This window comes from Kitasatospora sp. NPDC090091, assembly GCF_044747365.1.
Classification (GTDB): domain Bacteria; phylum Actinomycetota; class Actinomycetes; order Streptomycetales; family Streptomycetaceae; genus Kitasatospora.
Window position 1 is genome coordinate 111825 of record NZ_JBIVDY010000023.1, and the last position, 24785, is coordinate 136609.

The window sequence follows — 24785 nt, forward strand, 5'->3', positions numbered from 1 at the left end:
GCCCCCTCCCCTTGACGGCGATGTCCCTGAAAGCATCGTTGCCGGGCATCGGGGAGGTGCCCGGGGGGTGTGATCGAGGGGGGTTGCGATGACCACGCTGATCAAGGACGCGAGGCCACCCGGCGGATTCCGACGGATCGCCGGACCGGCTGCCCGCGTGCTGACCCAGGCCCTGCTCCTGGTGGCCGGGCTGGCCACCACCGTGCTCGGCTTCACCTGGTTCGTCGAGGGCTACGACGCGGTGGGCGCCTACCACCACGCCCCGGTGTGCGGCACGGCGGCGGCCACACCCGGCACGGACTGCCTCCTGCGCGAGACCGGCAAGGTGACGGATCGGTTCGTCTACCGCGGCGACGACGACACGAGCTACGAGCTGACCGTGGCGCGCGAGACGGCCCCCAAGCACAGCTACGCGGTCGGCAAGGCCTTCTACGACGACGTGGAGATCGGCGCGGACGTGGAGCTGTCGGTCTTCCGGGGGCGCGTGTCCGAACTCTCCTACCAGGGGCACCGCGCCCAGAACACGATCACTCCCTGGCTGACCGCCTTCAAGGTGGCCCTGCTGGCCGGCCTGGGATCGGCCCTCACCGCCCAGGGCGCGGCCTGGCGGCGTTCCGGCCTGCAGGCGCTCCCCTTCAGCATCGCCGTCTTCGTCGTCTTCTCCGCGTTCTTCGTCGCCCTCTTCCTCATGTCGGCGCAGTGGTCGCTCCTCGTCACCCTGGGCGTCCCCGTCCTCGGCTGGCTGGTCCTGACCGCCGGGAGTGCGGCGGGTGCCATTGAGGAGGCCTGACGCGCGCGGGGCCGGCCTTGTCCCGGGTGGCCGGCTCTCGAAAGGGCGTGCGCGGCGACTCGGGACATGAAGGTTCGTGTGAGTAGTGCGTCAATTCATCGCGGGCTCGTCCGGTAGCCGACTGATGCATATCCGTCCGTTCGGCCTGTGTCGGTCGTCAGCCTCGCGGAGGGCGTGTCGGAGAGCCTGTCCGGACGCATCGCCGCCCGCACCTTCGCGTCGTCACAGGCTCAGCACCAGGTTCCGGACCGCCGTCGGCCGGGAGAGGAACGGGTGATGGCCGGCGTCGAGCTCGACGACGCTGCCGGCCCGGCGGGCGAACTCGCGCTGAAGCCGCGGCGGGGTGCCCCGGTCCTGGGCGCAGACGAGGTACGTCGAGGGCACCTGCCGCCATGCGGCCGCCCGGGCCGGCTGACCGGTCACCTGAAGGCTCTGCCGGGCGAGGTGGTCCGCCGCCCGGGCCTGGACCTCGGGGTCGCAGTCCTGGAGGAACGTGTCCACGAGCAGCTCCGGGCGGACACCGAACGTGCCGGCGCCGGGGTCGACGTCGAGGAACGGGGCGGGGCTGCCGTCGCCGAAGTCCGACAAGCTCTGCCCGATCTCGGGCAGGTAGCTGGAGACCAGCAGCAGGTGGCGCACCGAGCCGATTCCCGCGGCGGCCTCCGCGGTGACGATGCCGCCGTAGCTGTGGGCGACCACGACGGTCGGCTCGTCGCCCGCCTCCAGTACCTGCCGCACCGCGGCGACGTCCTCGGGCAGCCCCGGACCGTCGACGCCGCCGGGCGGGCCCGCCTCGCCGCAGCTCGGCAGCGCCGGGGTCGCGCTCGCGACCCCCCGCTCCTGCAGCAGCCCGGCGGTGCGGTGCCACCACCACGAACCGTCCCGCACGCACGCCCCGTGCACGAACACGACTCTCATCGCCACCTCCACGCACCCGCCGACCGTCCCGCCCGCGGCGATCCCGCTCACTGCCACCCATGTTGGCGGAACTCGCGGCAGCCCGCCCGGACGAGGCGGTGACCGGCGCCGACGGAGGGCCCCAGGACGTCGACCGAGCGGGACGTCCTGGAGCCGGGCGCGGCGGCGGCGGCGGGGCCGGGACGAGCGGTTACGAGGCCTTGACGTCGGGGATGCGGACGCCCTCGCCGAGGCAGTCGCGGAACTCGTACCAGGGGGTGGGGCCGGTCCAGCGCAGGGCGGTGGCCGCGGTGGTCATGTCGGCGAAGCGGCAGCCGTCGTAGAGCACCTTGCCGGCCGTGGTGACGGTGCCCGTCGTCACGTGGTGGGAGCCGAGCAGGGCGCAGTCCTGGTAGCGGATCATTGGCCCGCGCGAGGGGTTGACCGCGTTGAAGCGGTAGACGTGCGGGGTGGCCTCGTCGGCGAAGGGCTTGAAGGAGTTCGCGGTGTCGTCGCAGGAGACGAAGGTGATGGTGCCCTTGTACCAGGCCGAGTCGATCACCTTGTGGTCCTTGCCGCGCACCTCGAAGCGGATGCCCTGCGCGTACAGCCGCATCACCGAGTCGCTGCGCGGGTTGTTGGCGTTGAGCTTGAAGAAGGTGCCGGTCGAGTTCTCGTCCACGAGGATGTACGAGCCGCCGATGAAGTTCATCGACCCGCCGCGCTCGTTGCGCACGAAGATGCCGGACTGGAACTCGACCTTGCAGTCACGGAACCAGTAGTTGAGGAACTGGTCCTGCTGGCCCTCGGCCGGCTTGCCGCCCATCACCAGGAAGGCGTCGGCGTAGGAGCCGCTGATCTGACAGTGGTCCCAGCCCATCTCGCTGTTGAGGTTGGAGGTGCCGGCCGGCCCGTCCAGGACGATGCCGGCCTTCCAGGTGCCGTGCCACTCGACGTCGGTGTACCAGGTGTCCTGAACGCCCTTGCCCTTGGAGGAGAGCGCGAGGTTGAAGGTGGCGGTGGCGTCGCGGCCCTCGAAGGTCAGACCACTGAAGCGGATGTTCTTGTAGCGGTCGTCGTTGGTCCAGAAGACCGTGTTCGGGGTGGTCGGCGCGTAGACGATGCGCGAGAGCCGCTTGCCGTACCCGCTGATGGAGATGCCGTCGATCACGCCCGGGTTGTCGGTGCCGTGGGTGATCGGCAGCAGCGAGTCGGGCCGGGTCAGCAGGTACGTGCCCGGCGGGACGAGCAGCACCTTCTTGGGCGAGTAGCCGGTCTTGGGGGCGCCCCCGAGCAGTTCCAGGGCTGCGCTGCGGAACGCGTCGTCGCTGGGCGTGCGGCCGGTCGCGTCGGCTCCCTTGGCGATGACGTCGACCACGTAGTCGGCCGGGCCGGCGGTGACCGCCGCGGGCGCCGCCGAGGCCGTGCGGGTACCGAGGGCGATGCTGCCCGCGAGGGCTCCCGCCCCGGTCATGCCGGCGAGCAGCGCCCGGCGGCCGGGCCGGCGCCCGGCCTCCTCGGCGCCGCCGTCGTGCCGGCTGTCTGCGTGCGTGGTCATCGGTACCCCCGGTCGGAAGAGAATCGTCTGGACGCCGTGACCGAGCAGAAGTCGATCATGGCGGGTGGATCTGATCCTCTGTCATGCCCACCCTGCGCCGCAAGGCTTGGCTGCAGCCTCGTGGCAGGCCCGTGCCATCGCCTCCCCCGGCGTGCGGATCCCGCAGGGGAGGGCGGCGGACGGCCGCGGTACGGGTCCTGCGTGGCGTCGAGGCGGGAGGCCCTGAACGGGGCACCGATCCGGGGCCGACCTACCGCCCGCCCGCTGACCTGCTCGAATGCTGCGCCCGAAGACTTGAGTCGAAAGTCTGTTCGAACTACTTTGGAGTGGTGACCTCCGCTGTTCCGTTCTCCCGCGCCGTCCGCCCCGAGGCGGCCCCCGGCGATGCCGAGCGCGCTCCCCGTGAGCTGATGACGCTGCCCGGCGCCTCTCGGGACGTGCGCCGGTGGCGCCTGGTCGAGATCCGGCTGGGCGGGCGGTGGCGGCCCGGGATGCTGACCGTGTGGCGGCGCCCGCCCGGCAGCACGATGTGGGTGGTGCACGTGCGGTGGGCCGAGGGCGGGGCCGCGCCGGGGGAGGAGGGCTGGGGCTGGTTTCTGTTCGACCCGCAGCGGATCCGCCCGGTGCGCGAGCCCGCCGGCCCGCCGCCGACCGCCGCGCCCTACTCCGGCAGCTGGCAGGACGCGGTCGTGGTGCCCCGTGAACTCGCGGGTACGTCCGATCCCGACGGCGCCGACCGGTGCTGGCGGCTCGCCTGGCTCCGCATCGACGGCGGATGGCGTTCGGCCCTCGTCACGGCCCGGCGCCGCCCGGGGCCGGGACTGCCGTGGATCGCGGACACCCGCTGGGGCGAGGACAGGGCGACGGCCTGGGTGATCGCCGACGCCGCCGTCCTCAGGCCGCTCCCGCCGGCCACCGACTGAACCCGGGGGGTCGGCCGGTGTCCACTCAACGGCGGCCCCTGTGGTGGCGGTGGCGGGGGGCTCAGTCGAACCGGATGTGCTTGACCCCTGTCCAGGCCCGGCGGACGCGTCCTCTGAGTGCGCTCTCGGTGTTCGGCGCGAGGGTCAGCCCCGAAGCTGCGGCGATGTGGTCGGCGACCTGCGGGACCGTGAGCCGATCGGTCCACACCTGCTCGGCGAACTCCTCCTGGCGCAGGCGCTCCAGGCACAGGTCGAGCTTCGACAGGGCGAAGCTCTCCCGGCGCAGCGGGGCGTCCTTGCCGGCCACGAATTGCACGACGTGCCCGAAACCGCGCTCGCGCAGCCGTTGCAGCACCGTCCCGCGGTCGGCCAGCAACGTGAAGTGCCGGACGTCGTGGCCGCGCTCCCGCAGCCGGCCGACGGTCTCGCGGAAGTACACCGGCTCCACGACCGTCATCGGCGCGATCACCACACCGTCGTGATCGGTGAGGGCCCGGTCCAGGACTTCGAACACGCCCTGCCGCCAGGCCGGCAGGTCCTGGAAGTCGCCGCGCAGTGCCGGTGGCATCATCCGGTGCAGGCCGAATCCCACGTGTTCGGGGTCGCAGATGACGCTACCGGCGAGGCGTCGCCGGATCTCGTGCGCGGTCTGGGTCTTGCCGCCGCCGAACGGGCCGTTGATCCACAGGAGCATGCACCGGACCCTACTGCGCCCGACGGGGCGCGGAGCCCGGTCCTCCCGGCTCGGGCCGGCCTGCCGGGTGGCCGGCGGCCTCGGCGGCGGTGTAGGAGGACGCGAAGGTGAAGGCGCGGGGGGAGGGGCCGTGCGCCCGCAGGTCGGCCAGGCGGTCCATGGCCTCGTCGAGGCCCGGGCGGTGGCCGGCGGGGACCCACCAGAGGACCAGGTGGGCCTCGACGTGCCGGTCGAACCATTCGCGGCGCCGCCGCAGCGCCTCAAGGTGTCCGCTGCGGTAGGCGAAGTCCCACAGGGCCTCCTGGGTCTCCCACACCGACATGTTGACGATGACGTCCTCGCCCGCCGGGCGCAGGCCGGTGGCGTCGCCGGCCCCGTCCTCCACGAGTCGCCAGACGAAGCCCGGGGCGCCGTCCGCGGCGGCGTTGACCGGGTCGAGCAGCTCGACGAACGGCGCGATCCGGGGGTCGTCCATGGGGTGGAGGAGCGTGGCGACGTTGAGTTGGGCGAGGTGGGAGGCGTGCGGGGATGAGGTCATGGCGTCATCCCAGCACGGTCCCCGTTTCTATGTCAATCAATCTTGTTTTTAGAAGCCTCGACAATCACGCAACACTCTCCCGGCCGGGCGTCCATGCGGGCGCGGACGGGGCCGTCCGCGCCGAGCAGCCCCTCCAGCAGCGCGAGGTTCATGCCGCACACGAGCGGCGGGAAGCGCTCGGCGACGGCGTGGAACGGGCAGTTGCGCATCCGGACGACGTGCGCGGCCGCCCCTGGCGTCCCCTCTGCCGTCCCCCCGGGGACCGCGGCGTCTTCGACATCTTCGGCGCTCCCGACGGTCTCCAGGTGCGGTTCGTAACCGCGGGCGGCCAGCAGCTCCATCGCCTCGTCGAGGTCGCCGCAGGGCGCTGCGGACCCGCGCAGCGCCTCGCCCCGGCGGCGTGCGGCCGCGCACAGCCCGACGTCCAGCCCGGCCTGCTCGGCGGCTTCGGCCAGCAGTTCGGCGGCCGTGCGGTAGTCGCGGGCGGGCAGTGACACCGACCGCTCGGCCTGCGACCGCGTGTACACCTTGGCGGGGCGGCCCGCCCCCGGCCCCGAGCGGCCCGTCAGCCGGCGGCTGGCGACGTCCAGCAGCCCGGCCTCGGCCAGCCTGTCCAGATGGTGCGCGGCCAGTGTGCGTGCCACCCCCGTCGCCTCGGCGGCCTCGTTGCGGCTCACCTCGCGGGCCTGAGCCGCCACGTACTCGTACAGGCGGCGCCGCACCGGATCCTGCAGCACCGCGATCGCGTCGATGTCCTCCATCGGGCCATTCTAGGAACAATGCAGGTTGGAGATAGAAGACGCGGCCCCGCAGCCGCGCGCTCCGGTCCCGGTCGGGGCGGGGTTCGGTTTTCCGAACCCCCAGGTCGGGGGCCTGCACGATCGAAACCCGCTCCTCCCGTGTCCAGGATGAAGGACATGACCGAAGCGACCATCACGACATCGACCACCACGACATCGACGACCACGACTGCGACCACGACAACAGCAACGGCGGTGCCGGCACGGGCCGCCGACCTGCACCGCGACTACGGCCGCGGCGCCACCGCCGTCCGCGCGCTGCGCGGGGTGTCGGTGGCGTTCGCGCCCGGCACGTTCACCGCGGTGATGGGGCCCTCCGGCTCCGGCAAGACGACCCTGCTGCACTGCCTCGCCGGCCTGGACCGCCCGACCCGCGGCAGCGTCCACTGGGGCGACACCGAGATCTCGCGACTGCCCGAACGCCGGCTGGCGCCGCTGCGCCGGCGGCGCATCGGCTTCGTCTTCCAGGCGTTCAACCTGATGCCCGGGATGACCGTCGCCCAGAACGTCGAGCTGCCGCTCCGGCTGGCCGGCTCCCGCCCGGAGCGCGGGGCCGTCCGCACGGCGCTCGCCGAGGTCGGGCTCGCCGGGCGTGAACGGCGCCGCCCCGCAGAGCTCTCCGGCGGCCAGCAGCAGCGGGTCGCGATCGCCCGAGCCCTGGTCGCCCGGCCGGACGTGCTGTTCGCGGACGAGCCCACCGGCGCCCTGGACCGTGCCACCGGGCACGAAGTCCTCGCCCTCCTGCGGGCCGGGGTCGACCACAGCGGGCAGACCTGCGTCATGGTCACCCACGATCCGGTCGCGGCCGGGTACGCGGACCGCGTCCTGCTGCTGGCGGACGGGCTGCTGGTGGAGGAGCTGGAGCGGCCGACGGCGGCGCTGGTCGCGGACCGACTCGGCCGGCTGGGCACCACCGGCGGACCGTTCCCGGCGAGCCGGACGGAGGCGTGAGCACCGTGCTGCCGATCCCCGCCGTCGCACTCGGCCAACTGCGCCGCCGCCCCGCCGCGTTCGCCGGACTCGCGGCCGCACAGCTGCTGGCCCTCGCCACCGTCACCCTCTTCGGCTCGCTGCTCGCCGCCGAACTCACCGCTCCGGTGGGGACGCCCCGGGCCGCCACCGGGCCGGGCGTGGGCGTCATCGCGGCAGGGTTCGGCGAGATCGCCGTCCTGGTCGCCTTCTTCGTGGTGGTCAACGCGCTGGGCTTCGCCCTGCGCCAGCAGCACCGCGAGCTGGCGCTGCTGCGCGCCGCCGCCGCCACGCCACGGCAGATCCGGCGGCTGGTGCGCGGCCAGGTGCTGGCGACCACCCTGCTGGTCGCCCTGCCCGGCTGGGCGCTCGGACACCTGGCCGCCGAGCGCTTCCTCACCGCACTGCAGCGGCGCGACATGGCCGCGCCCGACCTCACGGTGCCCGGCTCACCGCTGCCCGCACTCGCCGCGCTCGCGGCGGCCCTGCTGGTCGGCCTCGCCGCGTCCGCGGCCGGGGCACGGCGGATCACCCGGACGACCCCGGCCGCCGCCCTCACCGCGAGCTCCGCCGAGCCCGGCCGGACGGGCGTGGCACGTCTGTTCGCCGGCACGGCCGTCCTGGCCGGCGGCGTCCTGCTGCTGCGACTCGCCGCGACCCGCCCCGCCGACCAGCTGGACAAGGCCGGGCAGGCGGCCCTGCTCGGCTCACTGGTCCTGCTGGTCGCCGTCGCGCTGCTCGGCCCGCTCGCCGCCCGGGTCCTGGTGGCCGGACTCGGCGCGCCACTCCGGGCGGCCGCGCCGCGCACCGGCTGGCTGGCCGACGCCAACCTGCGCGGCTACGCCCACCGGCTGGCGGCCGCGGTGGTGCCGGTGGCACTGCTGACCGGCCTGTCCGGCACCATGATGATCATGACGACGACCGCCGAACGCGCCGCCGAACGCGCCACCGCACACGCCGCAGGGCTCTCCGCCGGGCTCGCCACCGGTCCCGCCGCCTCCAGCGTGACGTCCGCCGGCGACATCTGGCTGCGCCAGGCCGAACTGGCCATGCTGGTCTGCTTCGCCGCCGTGGCCACCGTCAACACCCTGGTGGCCCTCACCGTCGACCGGCGGCGTGAGTTCGCGCTGCTGCGGCTGGCCGGGGCGACCAGGCACCGGCTGCTGGCCGTGCTCGGCGTCGAGGCGGTGCTGACCGCGGCGGTCGGGGTGCTGCTCGGCGCGGGCGTCGCCGCCGCGGCCTCGGCCGCCTTCAGCACGGCGGTCACCGGCACCGCGGTGCCGGCCGTCCCGGCGGGCGCCTGCGGCTGGATCGCCGGCGGGGCGCTCGTGCTCACCGTGCCCGCGGTCCTCCTCACCGCCCTCCGGGCGACCACCGGCCCGGCGGCGGCGCTGGTGGCCGGGGGCGGTCGTGACTGACCGGCACCTGCCGGGGACCCCCGGCGCCGCGGCGCCGACGCCCGCGCGGCCGTACTTCTCCGTCCGCGGCGGCGAGCTGCTGTTCGCCGCCGCGGGCCTCCCGCTCGCCCTGGCCGGCGGCCTCTACGCCCTCGCCGTCCTGTACGCCGGCACGCTGCTCTCCCTCACCGTCCTCGGGCTGCCGTTCGTCGCCCTGGGCCTCACAGCGGCGCGCGGTCTCGGCGGGCTGCACCGACAGCTGACGACCCGACTGATCGGCGCCGTCGTCGAACCGCCGCGTCCACGGCACCGGCCCCCCGGCGCGCTCGGCCGGCTGCGCACCGCCCTGGGCGACACGGTGGCCTGGCGCTCCCTGCTCTATCTGCTGCTGCGCCTGCCGCTCGGCGTGCTGGGCTTCGCCGCCGCCGTCCTGCTGCCGCTCGGCTGCTGCTGGCTGCTGGGCTTCCCGCTCTGGGCCCGGCTGCTGGAGCCGGGCCGGTCCGCCGACCGGCTGGACGTCGTCGCCGTCCTGCTCGGTGCCGCGCTCGCCGCCGCCGTCCCCGGCGCGATCCGCGCGGCGAGCGCGGCCGAGCGCCGTCTGGCCCGCGGACTGCTCGGTCCGGCCCGCACCGAGCAGCGGGTCGCCGAGCTGGAACACGCCCGCGCCACGCTCTCGGCGGCCAACACCGACCGGCTCCGCCGCCTGGAACGGGACCTGCACGACGGCACCCAGGCCCGGCTGGTGGCCCTCGCCATCACGCTCTCGCTGGCCGACGACGCCCTCGACCCCCAGGGGGCCGCCTTCGGAGCCGGCCGGCTGCGCACCCTGCTCGACCGCGCCCGCACCCAGACCGACGAGACCATCGTCGAACTGCGCCGCCTCACCCGCGGCATCCACCCGGTCGCGCTCGACGGCGGCCTCGCCCAGGCGCTGCCCGGCCTCGCCGACACCGCCCCGGTACCGGTCGCCGTCCGCCTCGACCTGCGCGAACGACCCGACCCGGCGATCGAGGAGGCCGTCTACTACTGCGCCGCCGAGCTGCTCACCAACGTCGCCAAGCACAGCGGGGCCCGCGCCGCCGAGCTGACGGTGACCGCCGTGGCGGGGCGGCTGCGGCTCACGGTCCGCGACGACGGACGCGGCGGCGCGGCCGCAGGCGCCGGAACGGGCGGCGGTACGGGCCTCGCGGGCCTGCGCGAACGGCTGACCGCCGTCGACGGCTCCCTGCACATCGCAAGCCCGCAGGGCGGGCCCACCGTGGTCACCGCCGAACTGCCGGTCTCACTCTGAGACCGCCTCAGCCCCCGTTCTCGGCCAGGTAGGTGAGCACCGCCTTCACCCGGCGGTTGTCCCCACCGTCCGCCACCAGATCGAACTTGGTGAAGACGGCGGCGACGTGCTTCTCCACCGCCCGCTCCGACACCACCAGGCGGCCGGCGATGGCGCGGTTGGAGTGGCCCTGCGCCATCAGCTCCAGCACCTCGCGCTCCCGAGGGGTCAGCGCGTCCACCTTGCTGCGCCGTCCGCCACCCATCAACCGGGTGACCACCTCCGGATCCAGCGCGGTCCCGCCCGCCGCCACCCGCCGCAGCGCCTCCACGAACTCCGAGGTGCGGGCCACCCGTTCCTTCAGCAGGTACCCGACGCCCGCCGCGCCGCCGGCCAGCAGCCGAGCCGCCCACACGGTCTCGACGTACTGGGAGAACACCAGGATGCCGACCTCCGGCACGGTCGACCGCAGCTCGACGGCGGCGCGGATGCCCTCGTCCGTGTGGGTGGGCGGCATCCGGATGTCGACCACGGCGACGTCGGGACGCATCTCGCCGACCGCGGCCAGCAGTTCGGGGGCCGTGCCGCAGGTCGCCACGACGGTGCAGCCGCGGGCGGTGAGCAGCTCGACCAGGCCGTCCCGGAGGATCACGGAGTCCTCGGCCAGGACGACACGCAGAGGGGAGTCGATCATGCCCTCATTATTCGGTGAAGGGGCCGAGCCGCCGCAACCGGCTGCCGGTCAGGCTCGCGTGCGTCACTCCTAGCCCGCTCGGCCCGGACGGTCGTGGCCGGAGCCGGAGAGCCAACCGGGCCGAGCGGATTCGTCGTACTACAGCGCAACTGCGCCTACTGGCACCGGCCGGACCGGGGTGCCTTGGTGGTGTTGCCGCTCTGGTGCAGCTCCGTGGGGAGGAGCGCTGAAGTCCTGCTCGCCGACCCACGGGTAGACCACTGGTGATCCACACGGCGCGATCGCTCCCCGACTGGCCGGTCGCACAGTCGGCGCGGTGAAGCGGCGGCCTTGCGGTGTCCTCGGTCGCCCTCGGGCCGTGAGGCAGCTCAGGCCTCCGCCGGAGTGCGCCCCGGCCGCTGCGCGCGCCCTCGGACGGCACCTGTTGTCGCAGCCGGGGAGTGGGCTTGACTGGTCCTCGCGGACCAAGGAGACCTGGGGCAAGGGGGATGCAATGGACTCCGACACGGTTATCGCCGCCTCTGCCACGGTCGTGGCGATCGGCTCGCTCTGGGTCAGCCTCAGCCAGGCGAAAGCGGCTCGGGTGCACAACCGGAAGTCTGTGAGGCCCCACCTGCAGATCCGGCAGGTGAAGGAGTACGAGGGAGGCATCACCGGAATACAGGTGGCCAACGTCGGCCTCGGGCCCGCGCTGATCACCAGAACCACGGTGAAGCTGGACGGACAGCCACTGGGCCAGTGGGACTTCCGGACCTTTCAGGCACTGTCGGCAGACTGGCCTGCGGTGCCCAAGATGTACGCGCTCTTCGACGGCGTCAGCTTCCCCATGGGCGAGTGTCAGTACCTCATCCACTTCGACGACTACGAAGAGGCCACGCACTCCTGGTTCTGGGAGATCGTGGCCCATCGGCTGTCCATCGAGATCGAATACGAGTCCTTCTACCGTGGAGAAGGCCTCAAGGCCGTGCCGCCACCCCTCTAGCGGCTGCGGCGCTCAGCGGAGAGGTAGGGCCAGGTCGGCGGGGTCCTCCGGGGTGGAGGCGAAGGTCACGGTGCTGCCGAGCGGGGTGGTGCCGCCGTAGAGGGCGTCGCGGGTGCCGAGGACCAGGGCGAGGTGGTGGCCGGCCGGGACGTCGTAGGCGGTGGCGAAGAGAGTGACGTCGAGGGGGAACGGCCGGCCCGGGGTGCGTCCGGTCCAGCTCTGCGGGCCGTGGGAGATCAGCCGGCCGACGCCGAGGGCGTCCACGTCGTACAGGTAGGCGATCGCCGTGCCGTCGGGGCTGGAGGCGGTGACCGAGGTGTGCAGCCGGGCGGCGCCCCGGACGGAGAGGCCCTGCGGACAAGGCTCCGACTGCCAGACGCCGGCGGCCGGGCGGGCGAGCAGCGGGACGACCACGGTCGGCGGCTGGTGCAGCGTCTGGTCGACGGCGCCGGACAGCAGTGTGACCCCGGCGTTCGCGCCGGACGGCAGGCCGCCGAGCACGGTCTTCCGCCAGTCGCCGGCGGCCGGGCCGCCGAGGGTATCGGCGCCGACGGCCAGGTGGTCGGTGCGGGTGGCGACGGACTGCCAGTCGGAGTGGCTCTCGTGGCGTCCGGTGGGACGGACCTCCAGGTCGACCGGCCGGCGCTGGTCGGCCGGGGCTGCCTTGAGGTACTGGTCGAGCCAGGAACGCGCGCTGTCCCAGGCCGCGTTGGGGAGGCCGAGCAGACCGGTGAACTCCTGGCTCGCGTGGTCGCCCGGGCGCAGCTCCAGGCGCTTGGGCACAGTCAGCCGCTGGTAGAAGTCGGTGATCTGGCCGGGGTTGAAGAAGCTGTCGCCCCAGGCGTTGGCCAGCAGGACGGCCGTACCGTTGGCGTTGATCCGGTCCAGGTAACGCGCCGGGGAGCGGGTGTCGGCCCAGCGGATGACGTCCGGCAGGTCGCGGTTGTCGAACAGGTCGTCCAGCACCTGGGCGAACTCGGGGCTCCTACGGCCGGTCGGGGCCTGGATCCCGGCGAGGACGGCGGCCGCCTGGAGGTGCCGGGTCTGCCCGCTGTACAGCGAGTCGGTCAGGTCGGCCCAGCCGCTGAGCGAGGCGACGGCCTTGATCCGCGGGTCGAAGGCGGCGCCGAGCAGGGTGAGTCCGCCGCCCAGGGAGAGGCCGACCATGCCGACGCGCTCCGGGTCGGCGGGGGTCCGGGCGAGGGCCCAGTCGATCACCGTGGAGATGTCGCCCACGTCCTTGGGCCCGGCCACGTCGACCTCGCCGCCGGAGGCCCAGAAGCCGCGCACGGTGTAGGTGACGACGACGTACCCTGCCTCGGCGAGTGCACGGCCCTGGGCGACGTACTCAAGGTCGTTCTGCCCCCAGCTGGCGGGCTGCACCACCAGCGGGTAGCGCCCCTGCGGGTCGGCGCCTGGAGTGCCGGGGGGCGGGGTGAAGACGTCGGCCTTGAGGACGACGCCGTCCTTCGCCGGGATGTCGGCCAGCCGGAATCCCGCGATGCCGTGCGCGGACATTGCCGGTCCGGCCGGCGCCGCGGCCGCGGGCTGCGCGACGGCCCCCGCGCCGAGGGCGACCGCCGCAGCGAGCACCACGCTCGCCGTCCGCTGTGCGCTGCTCCGCCTGGACCGTTCCATCGCTGCTCCCCTGCGTTCGAACGCTCGGCGCTCGAACCACGTGACTCCCGCATCGTTTGACTGCGGGATCGTAGCGATCTGACGAGCCTTCAGAGGAGGTGATGACCGGCCAAATTACTGGCCGGTAATGTGAGGTGGGGCGGCGCCGGCAGCCGGTGGTCCAGGTGGTGGCGACTCACGTCTCGATGTGTTGTGTGCGTGCGTGGCTGCAGGGCACCAGGGGGTGCAGGGATCCCGGGCCGGTGTCGGGGACGCGGATGAGTGTCGTGCAGGGCCCGCCGTCTCCCTTGTAGTCGCTGCATCCGCAGCGGGGATACGGGGGGAAGGGCAGCTTCGCGTTGCACGGGTTCCCGAACCAGCCTTCCTCGGGGACCGGTTCCACCTTCGCCCGCGTCAGGATCGCGGCGGCTTCGCTCCGTGCGTTGATGATCAGGTAAGCGGCCTCCTCCCAGGCCTGCGCCTGCTCATCGGTGAGAACGTCCTGATGGGGAATCTCCGGCATTTCGTCACTCCTCGGACTCGGGTGGCCAGAGCAGTCATATCCGAACCCCGAGCGCCGTGCCCTGTGCGACGCGCTCGTTCCTCCGGATGCCGAGTCGCGGGTCGAAGGGGTCCCGGGACTCCGCGATGCTGTGGCAGGCGTCCAGCAGCGGCGCCAGCCGGCGTGCGGACGCGGTCGGGCGTACCGCCAGGAAGGTCTGCAGGGCCAACGGCTCGGCGAAGGCGCGGAAGACCGTACGGCCCTGCGGCAGGACCTCGGCCTGGGACGCGTAGAACACCGTCCAGCTGGGCCGGCCCGTACCGATCGCGGCCAGGGTGTCCTGGTCGGTGGTGAACTCCGGTCCGAGCACGGGCTCCACACCCGCGGCCCGGCAGGCGCCGGTGACCAGGTCCACCAGGTGCGGGTTGGCCTCGCGCGGCGCGATGCGCAGCGGCAGCGCCGCGAGGTCGGCCACCGTCACCTGCTCGGCCGCTGCCAGCGGATGGTCCGCCGGCAGCGCCGCCACGAGCGGGTCCCGCCACACCGGCAGCAGGTCGAGCCCCGGGCTGCGCTCCAGGCCGCGTACGAATGCGGCGTCCAACTCTCCGTCGCGCACCTGTTGCAGGCGCACCGGCGCCCGGGTGCTGAGCAGCTCCACCGTCAGCTGGGGCGCACGTTCGGCCAGGGCGGCCAGCAGGCGTTCCAGCCGGGTACCCAGCCCGATGTTGGTGCCGATGCGCAGGACCCGCGTCCGCTCCTCGCAGTGCCCGGCCATCGCCTCGACGGCGGCGCGCTCGGCCGCCAGGATCGCCCGGGCGTGCGGCAGGAACGCCGCGCCCGCCGTCGTCAACGCCACTGCGCGGGTCGTGCGGTCGAACAGTTCCGTACCCAACTCGCGCTCCAGGCGGCGCACTTGCTGACTCACCGTCGGTTGGACGACGTGCAGCCGCTCGGCCGCCCGGCCGAAGTGCAGTTCCTCGGCGACCGCCAGGAAGTACCGGACCTGCCGCAACTCCACGCCCAACCCCCTGATTGATCACGGTGCCTGATGAGTGTAGGAGCCGGATGCGTCTTGGACGCCCGCCCCGGAAGCGGTCGACTGGACCCATGCCGGGCGGGTCCGTGCACCGCGGGCTCGCCGCACCGTTGAACCGAAGGGGTACCGACATGCCGTACGCGACCGTCCAGGGCACCGAGCTCTTCTACCGGGACCACGGCACCGGTCGCCCGCTGCTGCTCGTCCACGGCTGGGCCACCAGCAGCCGGGTCTGGGAGGCCCAGTTCGCCGACCTGGCCACCGATCACCGGGTGATCGCCCTCGACTGCCGGGGGTGCGGTCGCTCCGACCGCCCCGACGACGGCCACACCATGGCCGGCAACGTCGCCGATCTCCTGGGCCTGGTCGAGGCGCTCGACCTCCCTTCGCCCGTCCTGGTCGGCAGTTCGATCGGGGCGACCTTCGCCCTCGCCGCTGCGGCCGCCGCGCCCGAGCGCGTCGGCGGTGTGGTGTCCGTCGACGGCCCCGGGCACTGGCCCGGCACCGGCATGGCCGCAGAGCTGCAAGCGGTGGCCGCCCGGCTCGCCTCCGACCGCGCCACCGCGGTGCGCGAGTGGGTCCCCACCTGGTACGGAACGGCCGTCGGGCCGGAGCTGCACGAGCGCACCCTCGCGCAGATCCTCGACTCCAGCCCCGCCGTCGACAACCTCTTCCCCCAGGCCGCCGGCTACGATCCGCGCCCCCTGCTGCCCGCCCTCGACCTGCCCGCCGCATTCCTTCACGGCGACCAGGAGACCCAGATCCCGCTGGCGGTCTCCCGCACCCTGGCCGGTCTGGCCCGGCACGGGAGCCTTCACGTGGTCGAGGGCTCCGGCCACATGCCGCACGAGGAGCAGCCCGCAGCGTTCAACCAGTTGCTGCGCGCGGTCGTGCGGGACATGTCCGCCCGAGTGGCGGCCTGAGCGTCCGATGGTTCGGCCGGCCCGGGCGGGGGAGTGTCCCGGCCGGCCGCCGGGCGGCCTCCAGGTCCACGGCAGGCCTCCGGAGGCGACGACGTCACGCACTGGCCGCCAGTGTCAGCGCGCGTGCGCCCGTCCGCCTTCGAACGCTGCGCTGCGGGACGGTGAGGTGCCCGGCGGCGGAGTGCCGAGTGCTGTGTCCGGCGTCGAGTTGCAGGTGGGAACCGGTGAAGTCGGCGCGCAGGCGGCGGTCGTGGGTGACGATGACGACCGCGCCCGGGTAGTCGGTCAGCGCTGCCTGGAGGTGTTCGACCAGGGCGGGTGAGAGGTGGTTGGTGGGCTCGTCCAGCAGCAGCAGGTCGACCGGTGCGCTGACCAGGCGGGCGAGTTCGATTCGCCGCTGTTGTCCGTAGGACAGGGCGCCGACCGTGAGCCGCAGGTCCGACGGGTGGAAGAGACCGAGTGTGAGGAGGGCGTCGGCGTGGTCGTCCGGGTCGCCGGTGCGACCGTGGGCGAAGGCCTGCAACACGGTCAGGTCCGGGGCCCACTCGGTGGCGTCCTGCCGCAGGTGGCCGACGCGGCCACGGGTGCGGACCGTGCCCTCGTCGGGCTGCAGTTCGCCGGCGAGCAGCCGCATCAGGGTGGTCTTGCCCGCGCCGTTGGGGCCGGTGACGAGCAGGCGCTCGCCGGGCGCGATGTGCAGGGAGGGGAGGTGGAGGCGGTCCGCGACACGGATGCCGGCGAGTTCCGCCGCGGGCCGCACGGCCTGCACGGCCTGCACGGCCTGCACGGCCTGTGCCGCTTGTGCCGCCTGTGCGGCGTCGGCGGCGGTGGCCGTGCCGCCGAGGTCGGGGGTGAAGACCAGGGGCTCGGGCGGCGGTGCCACCGGGTGTGCGGTCAGCCGTTCGACGCGTTCCTTGGCGTTGCGGACGCGGCTCATCGCACCGTGGCCGCGTCCGCGGCTGCGGAAGCCGCCGTGGCCGAACACGGACAGCGGCAGCCTGCGCGGGATCCCGTCGAGGCGGGCGACGTTGGTGGCGGCCAGCTCGGTGTTGCGGGCCAGTTCGGTGCGCCACTCCTCGTACGCGCGGACGCGGTACCGGTGCTCGGCGGCCTTGGTGGCGAGGTACCCGCCGTAGCCGTCGCCGTGGCGGGTGACCTTGCCCTCGGCGACCTCCAGGATGGTCGTGGTGACGCGTTCGAGGAACACCCGGTCGTGGGTGACCGCGAGGACGGTGCCCCGGTGCGCGCGCAGGTGGTCCTCCAGCCAGGCCAGCGCCTGGTCGTCGAGGTCGTTGGTCGGCTCGTCCAGGAGCAGCAGTTCGGGTTGTGAGGCGAGGGTGGCGGCCAGCGCCAGCCGCGACCGCTCGCCACCGGAGAGCGTGCCCAGGGCCCGGGTCCGGTCCAGGCCGGGCAGGCCGAGGCCGTGCAGCGCGATGTCCACGCGGGCGTCCGCCTCGTAGCCGGCGCGGGACTCGTAGCGGGCGACCAGCTCCGCGTAGGCGTCCAGGGCCGGGGCGAGCGCCTCCGGCGCGAGGCCGGCCAGTGCGGCCTCGGCCCGGCGCATGCGCGCCTCCAGGTCGCGCAGGTCGGCGAGCGCGAGGTCGATCGCGCTCTGGACGGTGGCGTGCGGCGGCAGGGCCAGCGACTGGGCGAGGTAGCCGACGCCGCCGGGTGCGACCACCGTGACCTCGCCGTGGTCGGGCCGGTCGGCGCCGGCGACGATCCGGAGGAGGGTGGACTTGCCCACGCCGTTGTCGCCGATGATCCCGGCCTTCTCGCCGGGCCTGACGGTGAAGGACACGGCGTCCAGGACGGTGCGGTCGTCGTAGCGGCGGGTGACGTTCTGCAGGGACAGTTGTGAGCGGAGCATGGGTGAGTCCCCCTGTTCTCGGCGCGGCTGCCGGTGGGATCGGGTGGTGAGGGCCGGTGCGTTCGACGCGTCGACTGCTGGACGGGAGCGCGCCGGGCGCCGGGGCTGCACGACTGTCTGGCTGGCGGGAACGGCCGGGGTACGTATGAGCGGGACTCCTTGGGCGGATCGATGGAGATCGGCGAGACGAACCGTCTCGTATTGTGTTGCTCAACTCTGCAGCGCGGCGCCGCTCACGTCAAGACGAACCGTTCCGTCTCGCCGAATCTCTGTGCGGCGGGCTTGGTCGTCACGGGTTGCACTGTCTGTCTGGCCGGGGGCGTGGTGCTGGGGATATTGGGCGCTCCACGATGCCCAGGACGGGTCCTGGAACATCGTGAAGGGCGATCAGGCCGTGTGTCGAAAGTCGATCTTGAGCGATGAATGATCACGGTTCAAGGCGCGGGGAGATCTCACGGACGGACAGTGGGCGATATTGGAGCCGTTGTTGCCGAAGGGGACGAGGGCGGGGCGGCCGCTCATCTGGCTCCGGCGGCAGCTGATCGACGGGATACGGTTCCGGATCCGGACGGGGGTTCCGTGGCGGGACGTGCCGTCGCGTACGGGCCGTGGGGCCGGATCTACGATCTGTTCCGCCGACGGCAGCGGGACGGCTCCTGGCGCCGGGTCCTCAGTCGGCTCCAGGGGCCGGCACGCGGTCGAGTGCGGCATCAATCGCCTCAAGCGCCACCGGTCCGTGGCCACGAGGTACGACACGCCGGCGGTCCGCTACGAGGCAACCGTGCTGGTCGCGGCCATCAACGAGTGGCTGTGACCGCACGTTCGCACCGGTCCTTCGTTAACCCTTTGCCGAGTATCCGATGGGCCGGCTAGGTTCTCCAAGCCGTCCGATGATGTTCGGGACCGGCGCTGTCGACGAGGAGGTGTGGAGCACATGCGCAGGAGTGCCCAGCAGTCGAGTCCGCGTACTGACCTTTGCCGCCTCCTCACGACGGAGACACCTTGTCGTCTCGCATCACCCCACTGACCGATTCCGCTCACGGCGCGAACGGCCGGCGTCTTGCATGGCTGGCGTCCGACGCCGATTCCATCCCCATCGGAACTGCCTTTCTGCGCCTGTTCAACAGTCCCGGACAGGAGCACCTGGCCGAACTGACCCTCCAGGTCCATCCGGCGGAGCGACGTCGGCACGTCGGCTCGCAGCTCCTCGACGCCGCCGTGGCCGCTGCCCGAACCGATGCCCGACGCTGCGTCATCGCGCAGGCCGAGGCCGGATCGCCAGGCGACCACTTCCTGCCGGCGCGCGGCTTCAGGAAGGTCCTCACCCTGAGGTTCTCCCGCTTGCCGCTGGCCGATGTGGACACCACTGCCGTCGCCCGCATCATCGAGCGTCCGCATCCCGGCTACCGGCTGATGTCATGGCACGGAACCGTGCCCGACGGCCTCGCCGAGACATTCGCCGCCTCGCGTCGCGCCATGGACGACATGCCCATGGACGACACCGACTACGGCACGGTGACCTGGGACGTGGACCGTGTCCGGGCCGCGGCGAAGGCTGTCGAACAGCGTGGCGACCACCTGCACACCGTCGTTGCCGTCGACGCCTCCGACGACTCGATCGCCGGGTTCACCGAGCTGGTCGTCCCCGGCGACGGCAGAGGTGATGGCCAGCACTACGGCACCGGCGTGTTGCCCGAGCACCGTGGACACAGCCTCGGCCGATGGATGAAGGCCGAGTCGATCCGACACGCCCATGGGCGCTATCCAGACCTCGGCGGCCTCCTGACTGACACCGCCGACAGCAACATGCACATGAGGCAGATCAACGACAGTCTCGGCTACACGCCCACGCACACGACACACCAGTACCAACTGGACCTTTAGCGGCGGACGGACGGGCCGGACCTGGACGTCACATCGTCCGGCCCGTCCATGTCTTCGATACACGGCCCAGATGACTGATGCCAAGGGTTCAGTGGTCGTACGCGGTCAGGGAGCGCATGAGGTACTACGAAGGCCCCTGAAGCCGAAGCCCGGAGCCGAAGCCGAAGTTGCTCAGTCGTCGAACGGCGCCTGGCCCGGCAGTGCGCACTATGGTGGGGTGCATGTCCGAATCCTCGGTGAGGGACTTCTACGACGAACTGGCCCCCGACTACCACCTGATCTTCCGGGACTGGGATGCGAGCATCGCGCACCAGGCCCAGGTGCTGGGCGGGCTCCTGAGCGCGCGTCTCGGGGCGGGACCGCACCGGGTCCTGGACTGCTCGTGCGGCATCGGGACCCAAGCGATCGGGCTGGCCCTGGCTGGGCACGAGGTCGTCGGCAGCGACCTGAGCCCCGTTGCAGCCGCACGGGCCGCCGCCGAAGCGGCGAGCCGCGGCGCCGGCCTTCCGGCAGTCGCCGCAGACATGCGTCTGCTGCCCTTCAAGCCATCGGCTTTCGACGTCGTCCTGAGCGCCGACAATGCGTTCCCGCACCTGCTGTCCGCACAGGACGTCCGGGCGGCGCTCGTCGGCATGCGACGGGTGCTCCGGGACGACGGACTGTTGGTGATCAGCCTCCGGGCCTACGACGACGCTCGCCGGGCCAAACCCACAGCGACACCACCCCAGGTCTCGGAGACCCCCGACGGCCAGGTGATCACCTTCCAGCTCTGGCACTGGCACGAGGACGGCGAGCGCTACGACCTGGAGCACTTCCAGCTCATCCCCGCGCAGGGCACGTGGGATGTCCGGGTCCGCCGCACCACCTACTGGGCACTGACCCGCCGGCAGTTGACGGAGTTCGTGGCCGAGGCCGGATTCACCGACATCACCTGGCACACCCCGGCCTCCAGCGGCTACTACCAGCCCGTACTCACCGCACAACGCACCCCGTCCTTGCTGTAGCCCGGACGGGAACCCGGGCCGGCCCCTTCGCATGCGCTCACACACAGTCACCTTCGCGGTCACGGGCGGCCGGTACGATGCGCGCCCAACGAGTGGAGGATGCTGCGGTGTACTGGGTCGGACTGTTGTTGTGCGTGCTGCTGGGCGGTGAACTCGGCGCGATCGTCGCGGGCATCTTCGCCTCCGACGTCGGCTGGAGCGTCTCACTGATCGTGATCGGCGCCAACCTCGCGCCGTGGACCGCGATGGCCGGCTTCGCTCTCCTGCTCCGCGGCCGCCGCCGGCCGTCCGTCCTGGCCGAGAAGCCGGAACCGCCCCGGCTGGAGACCGCCGTGGCCCGCATCGAGGCCTCCCGGGCCGTCGGTGAGGGGCCGGACATACCGCTGAGCCTCGACCTCACCGTCGCCCCGACCGGCCGCTCCGCCTACCGCGCCGACGCCACCGCGGTGGTGAACCTGATGGACCTCGACCACTTCCGCGTCGGCCGCACCATCGTGGTCGACCACGACCCCGCCCGCCTCTGGGACGTCCGCGTGCACCCCCGCCAGGGCGGCGAGTTCGCCGGAAGGACCTCGCTCACCAAGATCGACACCGCCCCGCCGGAGACCCGCCAGAGCGCCCCTGCCCGCCCGACCGCCGCCGACCTCACCCGCCGCGGGGGCGCCCTCCGGCCCGGCCTCCTCGCCACCGCCGCCGGCGCCCTGCTCTCCGTCCTGCCGTTCCACACCTTCTACTGACCTCCCACCGCCCCGGGCCGCTCATCGAGGACTCGGCATCCCGCGCCGGGCCACCGGCGCGGCGCCGCGGGGCCGCCGTCGTCCGGAGCCCCGCGCCGGCAGCCGCTGTCGCGGCGCCGCTCCGGCCCGGAAAACGAGAAGCGCAGGGCCGGCCCCGTCCGGCAGGATGACCTGGGTGAACATCCTGCCCCGCCTCCGCGCCAACCCCGCCGTGCTGCTCCCGCGCGAGTCCGCCCGGCCGGCCTCGGCGCCCGCGCCCGCCGCCACCGAGGCGATGGCGCGCCTACGGACGGCCGTCGCCGCGGCGTCGTCCCGCGACAAGCGCGCCGACGAGGAACTGATCGACGCGCTGCTCGCCGTAGGGGAGTCCGGCCAACCGCAGGACCACGCCGCCGCCCTGCGCGCGCTGACGGAACATCCGGCCGTGCTGCTGCGCCTCGACGCCCGCATTCGGCGGGAATCCTGGTACGTCGCCCGCCCCGCCATCGCCCGTACCGACGCCGACCCGGTCACGCTCGCCCTCGCGGCCTCCTACAGCGACGGCCGTACCCGCGAACGTGCCGTGCGCCGGATTCTGGAACGGCCGACCCCCGAAACCGTGCCCTTCCTGGTGCTGCGCACCGCCGACTGGGTCCGGCAGGTCCGCGAACGGGCCAGTGCCGGCCTGGCCGTACTGCTCCACGAGCAGCCCGCACTGGTCACCGAGACGACCGTGCGCACCGCCCTGCTGGTGGACCGCCGCCGGCGCGGCACCTTCCCGCTCGGCCAACTGGTCGCCGCGCTGCTCGCAGACCCGAACTCGGCCCTGGCCGAGCGCCTGCTCGCCGCCACCGACCCGGGCGTCCGGCGGTTCACCCTGGACGCCACCGCGCACCGCCTGCGGCTGCGCGAACTCGCCGCCCTCGCCGAGACCGACCGCGACCGCGCGGTGCGCACCCACGCCGCCGATGCCGCCGCCCGCCAGGCGGTCTGGACCAACCAGACCGACCTGCTGCACCGCCTTGCCAGCAGCCGCCACCCGGAGGTCCGCGCCGCCGCCCTGACCGGCCTGATGCGCACCGGCTCGCCCCAGGACGCACTGCCGTTCCTCGACGACTCGTCCTCGGCGGTCCGGGCGCTGGCCCGGGACGCGGCCCGCCGCACCGGCGCCGACCCCCTCGCCCACTACCGCGCCGCCGTCCGGGCCACCGAACCCCCGGTCGGCGCGATCGACGGACTCGCCGAGACCGGCACCCAGGTCGACGGCGCCCTGATCGCGGGCCTGCTGGACCACCCCGCCCCGCAGGTCCGTGTCCACGTGCTGCGCGCCCTGCGCGGCCTCGGCGCACTGCCCGCGGCCCGGGCCACGGACCTGCTGCGGGACGACTCCGCCGCGGTCGTCCGGGAAGCCGCCACCGCACTCCTCCCCAGCGCCCGGCACCTGCCCGCCGACCTGCTCTGGGACCTGCTCGCCGACCCCCACCGGCCCGCGCTGCGCCATGCCGGCTACCGGCTGCTGGCCCGCCGCGACCGCCCCACCGCCCTGCGCGCCGCGCTCCTGCTCGTCGGCGACCCGGACCCGCGCCTCGCCGCCCGCGGCAGGGCCGACGCCATCGGCCGGATCCGCGCCCTCACCCCGGAGCCCTGGCACACCCGCCCGGTTCCGTCCCTCGGGGCCGATCCCACCCAGTCCGCCGACCTCCTCGCCCTCGCCCGGCAACACCGCGCCGAACTCACCGACGAGGTGGTCGGCCTCCTGGCCGACGCCCTCGACCGGCCCCCGGCGACCGGCTGACCCCGCCCGGCCATCGGCTCCGCGGATCCCCGATCCGGCCGTCGAGTGCCTTCCGGACTGTTCGACCGCGTCGCTCGGGGATCGTGGTGGCGGTACCCGGGTGTGCCGGCGATCGGCGAGCCCCGGCCCCGAGCAGTGGCCGACGGTGTGGGTGGGTGGCGGGATGATGGGAACCGGATCGGTGGGGTCGGGGCGTGACGGGTGTCGCGCCGAGGTTGGGAGGTTGACGTGCTGTTCGGGTCGCGGACCGGATTCGGCCTGGAGTTCCACGTCGAACAGGACCCGGGGCTGCTGTGCGTCGACGTCTTCGTCGGCCGGCTCCACGTGAACGCGAGGGACAACGCGTTCTACCCGCCGCTGCTGGTCAAGAAGCTCAAGGACGAGCTCGGCCGCTTCCGCGCCCCGACCGCTCCGCCGGCGGGGTACACCTCGCCGTCGGAGTCGTTCCGCGTCGCCGAGAGCTGGATGCACGACGACGCCGGCAGCGAGCCCGAATCCGGGGCCGGGGAGGTACTCGCACGGTGCGTGTTCCTGGATTGGGGGGAGTGCACCGACGATGTGATGGCGTTCGCGTTTCCCGAGGGGGACCGGGTGCACCTCGCCTGCCGGGTACGTGAGGGCGGCGGTGCCGCCCCGGGTACCGAGGCCCGGGACGAGCCGGCGGTGGCGTCGTTGGGCCGGACGGTGCTCGTCGAGACGCTGGAGCGTGCCCTCGTCGTCGCCGAACGCGAGTGGTCCGTCCGACTCGCCGCCCTCACGGGCCGCAGTGGGATGCACGACGGCGGGGACGTGTCCGGCGTCCACACTCCCTGACGGGCCCGCACCTCCGTGGGGCGGCCGTACCGCTACCCTGCGGGGATGCCGTACGAGCTCAACGCTGTCATCGGACGCTTCGACCAGCTCAGGAGCCTGACTGCCGGGATTCGGGAAGCGGCTGTCGCCCCGCTCCGACAGCGCATGGGGCTGGTGCCCGTCACCGGACGGCTCCTTGAGGAGCTGCCCGGTTCGGCTCCGGCCTTCGAACAGACCTTGAGCCACTGGTCCCGGGGCGGGCCGATCGCCCACGTGGAGGCGGACTTCCACGGAGGGGACGGACACCAGAGCGCCGCCGTGTGGCGAGGCGGCGCGCAGGTGTGGGGTCCGGCCCGTACCCGGGACTTCACCGGTCCACGGGACGACTGGCCGATCAATGCCGCGCTCGCCCTGCTCGATGTCGTTCCGAGAAGCACCGAGGAGGCGGACCACCGCGACCTGTTCCTGGAGGTGGGGCTCGGCCGGGAGCAGGACACGGACGGTTGGCAGTCGGCCGGACGGACCGCTCGATGGGCGGCAACCTACGACGAGTGGCACGCGGAGCGCCAGGCGGAGCAGGAGCGAACAGCCCGTGCCGCTGCCGAGTTGGAGCGGAGTAGGAGGCTCCCCGACGTTCCCGTGGCCCTGGACGGCAAGGCGATCATGGACCTGCTCGGCCTTCCTCCGGGCCCCCTGATCGGTGCGGCCACTCGCCACCTCCAGGATCTGCATCTCGAACGCGGCCCGATGTCTCCGGAAGAGGCCGCAGTCGGGCTGCGGACCTGGGCAGCGGAGCAGGGCGCGGGGAGCCGCGGCTGAGCGGTCCGGATGCCGGCGCAACGTGGTCACCTCCCACGGCCGGTGGGCACTCCAGGCGCCGCCGGTCGCGGAGGGCGAGACGGAAGCGCGGGCCGTCCGCAGGCCGGCGACGCCGCCCGCCGGGTTCGGCCGCATGCGGGTCGGGGAGTTCTTGACTTCCTCCCCCTCCTGAAGGAGGGGGATTCCCCTCAGCCTCGCGGCTGAGCCGCTGCGCGTGAGTGCTGCGGTGGGACTACTTCCTGCTTCACCGACGACCGCCCGCCCGGAGTGCTCCGTTGAGGTCTTACACCGTCTCCACAGGCTGCTGCCGCCAGT

At 73.4% G+C, this 24785-nt stretch carries 24 protein-coding genes; 14 read left to right on the forward strand and 10 right to left on the reverse strand.

Annotation, left to right across the window (positions count from 1 at the left end; genetic code table 11):
- The first annotated feature begins 88 nt into the window (after positions 1–88).
- A complete protein-coding gene (locus tag ACIPSC_RS31620) occupies positions 89–790 on the forward strand; it encodes a hypothetical protein (protein WP_400830784.1) in 702 nt (233 codons plus the stop codon).
- 222 nt (positions 791–1012) lie between these two features.
- Here the strand turns inward: ACIPSC_RS31620 and ACIPSC_RS31625 are convergent, their stop codons facing one another.
- Both ACIPSC_RS31625 and ACIPSC_RS31630 read right to left on the reverse strand, forming a co-directional pair.
- Entirely contained in the window at positions 1013–1708 is a 696-nt protein-coding gene (locus tag ACIPSC_RS31625; protein WP_400830786.1) for an alpha/beta hydrolase, read from the reverse strand.
- 190 nt (positions 1709–1898) lie between these two features.
- Positions 1899–3245 carry a hypothetical protein gene (locus ACIPSC_RS31630; protein ID WP_400830788.1) on the reverse strand — a complete coding sequence of 449 codons (1347 nt, stop codon included), beginning with the start codon at positions 3243–3245 and terminating at the stop codon, positions 1899–1901.
- Positions 3246–3574: 329 nt separating this feature from the next.
- On the opposite strand from ACIPSC_RS31630, the gene ACIPSC_RS31635 reads away from it, so the two are divergent.
- Positions 3575–4168 carry a hypothetical protein gene (locus tag ACIPSC_RS31635; RefSeq protein WP_400830791.1) on the forward strand — a complete coding sequence of 198 codons (594 nt, stop codon included), beginning with the start codon at positions 3575–3577 and terminating at the stop codon, positions 4166–4168.
- Between the two features lie 61 nt (positions 4169–4229).
- Here ACIPSC_RS31635 and ACIPSC_RS31640 read toward each other — a convergent pair whose 3' ends face one another.
- From ACIPSC_RS31640 to ACIPSC_RS31650, 3 genes are read right to left on the reverse strand one after another with little or no spacing between them, the layout of a single operon-like run.
- Positions 4230–4862, reverse strand: coding sequence for an AAA family ATPase (locus ACIPSC_RS31640; RefSeq protein WP_400830795.1), 633 nt, complete (start codon positions 4860–4862; stop codon positions 4230–4232).
- A 10-nt stretch (positions 4863–4872) separates the two neighbouring features.
- The gene (locus ACIPSC_RS31645; protein WP_400830798.1) at positions 4873–5400 is read right to left on the reverse strand and encodes a DUF3291 domain-containing protein; all 528 of its coding nucleotides are present in this window, start codon (positions 5398–5400) and stop codon (positions 4873–4875) included.
- Positions 5401–5432: 32 nt separating this feature from the next.
- A complete protein-coding gene (locus ACIPSC_RS31650; RefSeq protein ID WP_400830800.1) occupies positions 5433–6161 on the reverse strand; it encodes a helix-turn-helix transcriptional regulator in 729 nt (242 codons plus the stop codon).
- Between the two features lie 156 nt (positions 6162–6317).
- Here ACIPSC_RS31650 and ACIPSC_RS31655 point away from each other — a divergent pair, with 156 nt between their 5' ends.
- From ACIPSC_RS31655 to ACIPSC_RS31665, 3 genes are read left to right on the forward strand one after another with little or no spacing between them, the layout of a single operon-like run.
- Positions 6318–7151, forward strand: coding sequence for an ABC transporter ATP-binding protein (locus tag ACIPSC_RS31655; RefSeq protein ID WP_400830803.1), 834 nt, complete (start codon positions 6318–6320; stop codon positions 7149–7151).
- Positions 7148–8587, forward strand: a complete 1440-nt coding sequence (locus ACIPSC_RS31660) for an FtsX-like permease family protein (RefSeq protein WP_400830807.1) — start codon at positions 7148–7150, stop codon at positions 8585–8587. The genes ACIPSC_RS31655 and ACIPSC_RS31660 overlap by 4 nt, the downstream gene beginning before the upstream one ends.
- Positions 8580–9857 (forward strand): sensor domain-containing protein, encoded by a 1278-nt coding sequence (locus tag ACIPSC_RS31665; RefSeq protein ID WP_400830810.1) that lies wholly within the window; start codon positions 8580–8582, stop codon positions 9855–9857. The genes ACIPSC_RS31660 and ACIPSC_RS31665 overlap by 8 nt, the downstream gene beginning before the upstream one ends.
- 7 nt (positions 9858–9864) lie before the next feature.
- Here the strand turns inward: ACIPSC_RS31665 and ACIPSC_RS31670 are convergent, their stop codons facing one another.
- On the reverse strand, positions 9865–10530 hold the full coding sequence (locus ACIPSC_RS31670; RefSeq protein ID WP_400830814.1) for a response regulator transcription factor: 666 nt from the start codon (positions 10528–10530) through the stop codon (positions 9865–9867).
- A gap of 493 nt (positions 10531–11023) precedes the next feature.
- Here ACIPSC_RS31670 and ACIPSC_RS31675 point away from each other — a divergent pair, with 493 nt between their 5' ends.
- Positions 11024–11512 (forward strand): hypothetical protein, encoded by a 489-nt coding sequence (locus ACIPSC_RS31675; RefSeq protein ID WP_400830818.1) that lies wholly within the window; start codon positions 11024–11026, stop codon positions 11510–11512.
- A 12-nt stretch (positions 11513–11524) separates the two neighbouring features.
- Here ACIPSC_RS31675 and ACIPSC_RS31680 read toward each other — a convergent pair whose 3' ends face one another.
- From ACIPSC_RS31680 to ACIPSC_RS31690, 3 genes are all read right to left on the reverse strand, one after another.
- Positions 11525–13150, reverse strand: coding sequence for a CocE/NonD family hydrolase (locus ACIPSC_RS31680; RefSeq protein WP_400830824.1), 1626 nt, complete (start codon positions 13148–13150; stop codon positions 11525–11527).
- Between the two features lie 175 nt (positions 13151–13325).
- The gene (locus tag ACIPSC_RS31685) at positions 13326–13652 is read right to left on the reverse strand and encodes a DUF6422 family protein (protein WP_400830828.1); all 327 of its coding nucleotides are present in this window, start codon (positions 13650–13652) and stop codon (positions 13326–13328) included.
- 34 nt (positions 13653–13686) lie between these two features.
- Positions 13687–14649: a LysR substrate-binding domain-containing protein gene (locus ACIPSC_RS31690; RefSeq protein ID WP_400830832.1), complete on the reverse strand. Its 963-nt coding sequence runs from the start codon at positions 14647–14649 to the stop codon at positions 13687–13689.
- A 149-nt stretch (positions 14650–14798) separates the two neighbouring features.
- Between ACIPSC_RS31690 and ACIPSC_RS31695 the strand changes: the two genes are divergently transcribed.
- A complete protein-coding gene (locus ACIPSC_RS31695) occupies positions 14799–15590 on the forward strand; it encodes an alpha/beta fold hydrolase (protein WP_400830835.1) in 792 nt (263 codons plus the stop codon).
- A 94-nt stretch (positions 15591–15684) separates the two neighbouring features.
- Here ACIPSC_RS31695 and ACIPSC_RS31700 read toward each other — a convergent pair whose 3' ends face one another.
- Positions 15685–17460 (reverse strand): TlrC/CarA/OleB/SrmB family ABC-F type ribosomal protection protein, encoded by a 1776-nt coding sequence (locus tag ACIPSC_RS31700; RefSeq protein ID WP_400830839.1) that lies wholly within the window; start codon positions 17458–17460, stop codon positions 15685–15687.
- A gap of 487 nt (positions 17461–17947) precedes the next feature.
- Here ACIPSC_RS31700 and ACIPSC_RS31705 point away from each other — a divergent pair, with 487 nt between their 5' ends.
- From ACIPSC_RS31705 to ACIPSC_RS31735, 7 genes are all read left to right on the forward strand, one after another.
- Positions 17948–18274, forward strand: a complete 327-nt coding sequence (locus ACIPSC_RS31705; RefSeq protein WP_400830842.1) for a transposase — start codon at positions 17948–17950, stop codon at positions 18272–18274.
- A gap of 188 nt (positions 18275–18462) precedes the next feature.
- Positions 18463–19344, forward strand: a complete 882-nt coding sequence (locus ACIPSC_RS31710) for a GNAT family N-acetyltransferase (RefSeq protein ID WP_400830846.1) — start codon at positions 18463–18465, stop codon at positions 19342–19344.
- Between the two features lie 221 nt (positions 19345–19565).
- Positions 19566–20348, forward strand: a complete 783-nt coding sequence (locus ACIPSC_RS31715; protein ID WP_400830850.1) for a class I SAM-dependent methyltransferase — start codon at positions 19566–19568, stop codon at positions 20346–20348.
- Between the two features lie 107 nt (positions 20349–20455).
- Positions 20456–21085, forward strand: a complete 630-nt coding sequence (locus tag ACIPSC_RS31720; RefSeq protein ID WP_400830854.1) for a hypothetical protein — start codon at positions 20456–20458, stop codon at positions 21083–21085.
- A 175-nt stretch (positions 21086–21260) separates the two neighbouring features.
- Positions 21261–22859 (forward strand): HEAT repeat domain-containing protein, encoded by a 1599-nt coding sequence (locus ACIPSC_RS31725; RefSeq protein WP_400830858.1) that lies wholly within the window; start codon positions 21261–21263, stop codon positions 22857–22859.
- A gap of 228 nt (positions 22860–23087) precedes the next feature.
- Complete coding sequence (locus ACIPSC_RS31730; protein ID WP_400830861.1) at positions 23088–23672, forward strand: hypothetical protein; 585 nt, start codon at positions 23088–23090, stop codon at positions 23670–23672.
- Positions 23673–23717: 45 nt separating this feature from the next.
- Positions 23718–24470 (forward strand): hypothetical protein, encoded by a 753-nt coding sequence (locus ACIPSC_RS31735; RefSeq protein ID WP_400830866.1) that lies wholly within the window; start codon positions 23718–23720, stop codon positions 24468–24470.
- Positions 24471–24785: the final 315 nt, after the last annotated feature.

Coding starts and splice junctions, on each gene's coding strand:
- ACIPSC_RS31640 (WP_400830795.1), bottom strand. CDS start 4,862: ATGCTCCTGTGGATCAACGGCCCGTTCGGCGGCGGCAAGACCCAGACC.
- ACIPSC_RS31700 (WP_400830839.1), bottom strand. CDS start 17,460: ATGCTCCGCTCACAACTGTCCCTGCAGAACGTCACCCGCCGCTACGAC.
- ACIPSC_RS31685 (WP_400830828.1), bottom strand. CDS start 13,652: ATGCCGGAGATTCCCCATCAGGACGTTCTCACCGATGAGCAGGCGCAG.
- ACIPSC_RS31735 (WP_400830866.1), top strand. CDS start 23,718: ATGCCGTACGAGCTCAACGCTGTCATCGGACGCTTCGACCAGCTCAGG.
- ACIPSC_RS31675 (WP_400830818.1), top strand. CDS start 11,024: ATGGACTCCGACACGGTTATCGCCGCCTCTGCCACGGTCGTGGCGATC.
- ACIPSC_RS31650 (WP_400830800.1), bottom strand. CDS start 6,161: ATGGAGGACATCGACGCGATCGCGGTGCTGCAGGATCCGGTGCGGCGC.
- ACIPSC_RS31680 (WP_400830824.1), bottom strand. CDS start 13,150: ATGGAACGGTCCAGGCGGAGCAGCGCACAGCGGACGGCGAGCGTGGTG.
- ACIPSC_RS31620 (WP_400830784.1), top strand. CDS start 89: ATGACCACGCTGATCAAGGACGCGAGGCCACCCGGCGGATTCCGACGG.
- ACIPSC_RS31695 (WP_400830835.1), top strand. CDS start 14,799: ATGCCGTACGCGACCGTCCAGGGCACCGAGCTCTTCTACCGGGACCAC.
- ACIPSC_RS31645 (WP_400830798.1), bottom strand. CDS start 5,400: ATGACCTCATCCCCGCACGCCTCCCACCTCGCCCAACTCAACGTCGCC.
- ACIPSC_RS31625 (WP_400830786.1), bottom strand. CDS start 1,708: ATGAGAGTCGTGTTCGTGCACGGGGCGTGCGTGCGGGACGGTTCGTGG.
- ACIPSC_RS31630 (WP_400830788.1), bottom strand. CDS start 3,245: ATGACCACGCACGCAGACAGCCGGCACGACGGCGGCGCCGAGGAGGCC.
- ACIPSC_RS31670 (WP_400830814.1), bottom strand. CDS start 10,530: ATGATCGACTCCCCTCTGCGTGTCGTCCTGGCCGAGGACTCCGTGATC.
- ACIPSC_RS31715 (WP_400830850.1), top strand. CDS start 19,566: ATGTCCGAATCCTCGGTGAGGGACTTCTACGACGAACTGGCCCCCGAC.
- ACIPSC_RS31655 (WP_400830803.1), top strand. CDS start 6,318: ATGACCGAAGCGACCATCACGACATCGACCACCACGACATCGACGACC.